3 protein-coding genes are annotated in these 4,718 nt (G+C 44.8%); 1 reads left to right on the forward strand and 2 read right to left on the reverse strand.

Annotation, left to right across the window (positions count from 1 at the left end):
* Positions 1-47: 47 nt before the first annotated feature.
* A complete protein-coding gene (locus AB4496_RS16715; RefSeq protein WP_009846738.1) occupies positions 48-935 on the reverse strand; it encodes a mechanosensitive ion channel family protein in 888 nt (295 codons plus the stop codon).
* A 1-nt stretch (position 936) separates the two neighbouring features.
* The gene (locus AB4496_RS16720) at positions 937-3,282 is read right to left on the reverse strand and encodes an ATP-binding protein (RefSeq protein ID WP_009846737.1); all 2,346 of its coding nucleotides are present in this window, start codon (positions 3,280-3,282) and stop codon (positions 937-939) included.
* 461 nt (positions 3,283-3,743) lie between these two features.
* Here AB4496_RS16720 and AB4496_RS16725 point away from each other — a divergent pair.
* On the forward strand, positions 3,744-4,718 hold a 975-nt coding region (locus tag AB4496_RS16725), incomplete at its 3' end, for an ATP-binding cassette domain-containing protein (protein WP_372131413.1).

The following is a 4,718-nucleotide window of genomic DNA, read 5'->3' on the forward strand; positions in this document are numbered from 1 at the left end:
ATTACAAGCCATGTCGAACAATTACAAGCGTCTAAAATATGAAAAGCCTAATGCGCTGCCACTGAAATCTTCGGTGGGTTGATGTTGTGCTTCTTAAACTCTTTCATCACACGCAGGGTAATGTCGGTTTCAAACAATTTCTCATACGCGGTGTCCACCACATAAGCCTTACACGTCAACTGTATCGCTAGGTAGTTGTCGGTAATCGTCTGTTTAACCAGAACCGTTACAGGCTTTGGCAAGTGTATGTAACGACTTGAAGACGCGGCTTCTTGAATCAGGTCGCGGGCTAGGGTGATGTCTTCATTCATACCGACGTAAAACGGAATCACCACTTGCATGTCCAATGCGCCATAGTTACCACTGGTGGTCACTTCATTTAAGAACTTGTTGTTCGGAATAGTAATGATGTCATCGTTCAGGGTTCTCATTCGTACCGAACGTAAACCAATGGTGATGATGTCGCCGTAGTTGCCTTCGAACGTGACGCGGTCACCAACCTGAAACGGTCTGTCAATCATCACAGTGATGCCGGCGATAAACGATGCTGCCAAGTCTTTAAGCGCAAAGCCGACCGACACGGCGAGCGTACCACCAATCAAAGCTAAGATTTGGTCGTTGATTCTAAAGCTCATCATGAACACGATAAGACCGGTGCTCACGTAGATAAAGAACTGAGTAAACGATTGCAGCTTTTGTAGCAGCATTCGATATTGCACGAACTGACTACCAAAACTGGTCACTAACGAATTGATGAACTTAAGCAACAACCACATTGCGGCAATAACGATCATGGAGAAGAACACGCCGCTCCATCGCACCAAGCTCGCTATCTTAGAGATGTTTTCTACGTTAGCTAACTCTTCCGTCGCAAAGGTCGGGAAACTGACAGCACTTGCCAAGCCAACAAATAGTAGGATAAATAACTTCTTCATTTTACTTCACCAGTAGATGTTGACGATCAAGAACGTTAGTAATGTGGCGGAACCAGTGCTCGGAAATTCGAGCCTTTTCTTCATGCCAACCAATATAACCACGGCTTTCAAAGTAACGCAGAATCCCCGTTATCTCTGCCGTGCTCAGCTGTGTACATTCAGACAACACTTCTGGAGAAGCGATTTCCAGTTGTACAATAGAACGAAGTACAGCCAACATAGGTTTAGGCATATTCTCTAGTTCCTGCGCTTCAGGGACATGGAATAAACGTACTACCGCTTGATCTGTCTCTTTATTTCGGTTCAAAGAGAGTCGGAAGAAACGCAGCGCAACGGTAGGGTTGCCATCAGAGTAGTGCCACAAAATTCGATAGAAACCTTGGCGTGCACGTTCTTCTTCACTCATGTCATCTTGGTCCCATTGCTTAGGGACCACTAAGCCATCAAAAGACAACGGCTTCTCAAGCTCCGTATTGATACGGCTATTTAGAAGTTCACCCACTTGTTTCTCTGTCCAACGCGGAAGGAAGCACACCAAATCAAACAGCAGACGCTCACCACGCGCTCTATCCACAAATCGCCAACTTGATTTGGCGATCGATATCACGACACGGTGGTTCTTTTTAGAACGACGCAGAAGGTTGGTCAAACGAATCAAATCAGACAGACCGCCAACCATTGGTTTCACCAGTCGTTGAGCGTTATCTATCGCGATAAGGTAAGTGGTATTGCTCTTACGAAGGTGCGCTAATATTTGAATTTCAGTCGCTTCTTCTTCCAAGCCGATGCTCACGGCTAGATGTGCCAACAGCTCTTGGTAACCCGCGTAAGGGCAGCTTACATATACGGGCTCAGCGTTAGATACTTTGTGCAGCAAAGTATAAAGCAGCGTTGTCGCGCCCACACCACGCTCGCCTGAAACAATACAGATAGCCGGGCTGTCTGACATCAAGTAGCGAGACAGTTGCTTAACCTCGTCACCGGCATAGTCAATTAACGTGCTGTCTATATTACCCGGCAGAATGTATTCATACGTTTGATCGCCTTTGATTCGAACCAAGTTTTGCTGATTCTTATCGAGATCTGACTGCTTAGCTACTTCGATTCTAAACAGATACGCTAAAGCTTGGCTAAACAGCGTGTAGTTAGACAGAAGGGCCATAATTCGGTGTTGGAAGTTGTAAACGCTCAGCCACACGATACCAATGGCTGTCGCCAATATATTAAGTATGAACGTACCCTTACGGTTTACCGCCCAACTCACCCATACCGGACGTTCAGAAATGTGTTGAAGTGTATCGAAGACCTTCGCCCTCCATAACCTGAGCACTGAAACCGTAACCAATACAAACCAGAAAAACAGAGCACTATATATCCAACTATAAATCGTGCCTTTGCCTAGCGTAATACTTGATATTTGCAGAATCACACCCGCTACGATGAAGCTCCACACGTAACGGCGGATAGTCGATAGGCGCAGCGCGATCACTTCTTGATTGGATGTACGACCCAAACGGTAGGCAAATTCCAAAATAAAGCTGATGGCAATCGAACCACCTAGAATCCACCACGTGAAGATCTCCAGGAAAATCAAATGTTGCAGACTAGGGATACTAGAAAGCACTCTCAATGACAATGTGATGGCAATTAGCCAAGCAATCGCAATTTCAGCGCGGCTGATGTACCAAATGACACGAACCAAGAAAGGAGGATTCGTTTTCGCTTCAAGAAAGTTAATTCGAAACAACTCAATTAAGCGAGTGCTGTTAGCAAGCCACCACACTAAACCGAAATAGATGAACAACACTTTTAACGACGCACCAATCACAGGTACGGGCGAAATAAAGATATCGTTAACTAACGCCTTGAAGCTTCGGATTTGGAAGTATGCAAGATACTCAATATTGAGCTTAGTTAATTCCCATTCTTGCTTAAACTGGGTAACACCATAAGGGCCAAAACCGGTTAAGCGCTCTTTGTTCGCAGAGCTCGTCTGTTCCAGAAGATGTTGTTTACTGACGTTTAAGCTATTCAAAGTGACGTAACTGGTTTGAACCTCAAACCATTGAGCGACGTCGTTGTTATCTCTATAAGCTTTTATCTGTTGCTCGAAGATTTTGATTTCCTGCTTTTGAACTCGCAGAACTTCAGCTAACAAGATATTGACTTGGCGTCGGTCCGACGACTCCATAAAGAGGGGATCGGGTAACGAATCAATTCGAGCATCGAGGTCAACAGCAGAATCGGATACCTGCGGCTGAGATTGTAAGTCATATTCCAAGTTGGCATGACTAGGCCATGAGAGAATGGCTAAAGTGAGGAGTAAGAAGCGCGATAGTGAACGCATAAAAGTCTCTTAGAATTATGAGGTTAGGATTACTATAGTTAGATAATCTTACTTTGTGAAATCCAACCCCGTATCGGGGGCGAGTACTTTATTCCTGTTTCGATCGATTTTGTCATGAAATTGTCAGGGATTAGGCTAGTATTTGAGCATATTGGCTATGTCTGTGCGTGCTTTGATCGGGTTGGTTTTACTGTAACTAATCAGCATACGATATATTCAATGGTCGGCATGATTTGGGACGTTATATCTCTCCCATTTTAGGGCGCCGTTTGATATTTTGTTTTCCCTGAAAATCAGCGGCTTTTCGTCGATAAATAGAAAATCAAAAGTGTGAGTCAGCTCAAACTATGATTTGGTTGGGTTATCACTCACTTAATAGCGGGTAATTGCAATCAAGACTTGCAGTTAAAGCCCCGAACAAGTAACGTTGCGGCGTTTTTCACATTAAAAAGGTAACGGCATTGATCTCCACAGCAAATATCACCCAACAATTCGGCGCTAAGCCACTTTTCGAAAATATTTCAGTTAAGTTCGGCGAAGGCAACCGCTACGGTTTAATCGGCGCGAATGGCTGTGGTAAATCGACGTTCATGAAGATCCTATCTGGTGAACTTGAGCCAAGTGCTGGTAACGTAAGCTACGATCCAAACGAGCGCGTAGCTAAACTAAACCAAGACCAATTTGCTTACGAAGAATTCACGGTAATCGACACGGTTATCATGGGTCACAAAGAGCTTTGGGCTATTAAGCAAGAGCGTGACCGCATTTACTCTTTGCCTGAAATGAGCGAAGAAGACGGCATGAAGGTAGCTGATCTTGAAGTTCAGTTCGCTGAAATGGACGGTTACATGGCAGAAGCGAAAGCGGGTGAGCTTCTTCTTGCGGTAGGTATTGAAGAATCTATGCACTTCGGTCTAATGAGCGAAGTAGCACCAGGTTGGAAACTTCGTGTTCTATTGTCTCAAGTACTGTTTGCAGACCCGCATATCATGCTTCTTGACGAACCAACGAACAACCTGGACATGGACACCATCAAGTGGTTGGAAGATACGCTAAACCAACGTAACTGCACAATGATCATCATTTCGCACGACCGTCACTTCCTAAACTCTGTTTGTACACACATGGCTGACCTTGATTACGGCGAACTTCGTCTATTCCCAGGTAACTACGATGAGTACATGACGGCTGCGACTCAAGCTCGTGAACGTCTACTGTCTGACAACGCTAAGAAGAAAGCACAAATTGCTGAACTTCAAACGTTCGTATCTCGTTTCTCTGCTAACGCATCTAAAGCGAAGCAAGCAACGTCTCGTGCTAAGCAGATCGATAAGATCCAACTAGACGAAGTTAAAGCGTCTAGCCGTCAAAACCCATTCATCCGTTTCGAACAGTCTAAAGAGCTATTCCGTAACGCACTTGTGGTTGAAAACCTA

It is taken from the genome of Vibrio sp. 10N.222.46.A1 (assembly GCF_041473595.1).
Lineage (GTDB): Bacteria > Pseudomonadota > Gammaproteobacteria > Enterobacterales > Vibrionaceae > Vibrio > Vibrio tasmaniensis_A.